Genomic DNA, 279 nt, shown 5'->3' with positions numbered 1-279 from the left:
ACTACAAGGGGATAAAACATGAGAAGAGAATAAGCAGAGAGCTCATTTATAATACCTTTAAAAAATCTGATGCGGATGGGCTTAATCCCAAAGTAGATTTTAGTAAAAATATTTGGGATAATGTTCAGGTAAAGGAAGATAAAAATAATACCATTTTGCTTTCCGAACAAGAACAGGAATTTGTGAACGAACAGTATGGAACTATCTCAGATAAAATGATTTTTCCTTGAGTTTCCTTTTAAAATAAATTATATCTTCTCATCTGTAAATTTTCAGGAG

The 279-nt window shown here is 30.8% G+C and carries 1 pseudogene; it reads left to right on the top strand.

Going from position 1 to position 279, the window contains the following annotated elements:
- Nucleotides 1-230, top strand: a pseudogene (locus SB679_RS23880) (hypothetical protein); the annotation flags it as partial.
- Between the last annotated feature and the right edge of the window lie 49 nt (nt 231-279).

Source organism: Chryseobacterium sp. SIMBA_029 (genome assembly GCF_046535275.1).
GTDB lineage: Bacteria > Bacteroidota > Bacteroidia > Flavobacteriales > Weeksellaceae > Chryseobacterium.
The sequence above is the reverse complement of the archived record's forward strand: the minus strand, read 5'-3'. Positions and strand labels throughout refer to the sequence as shown.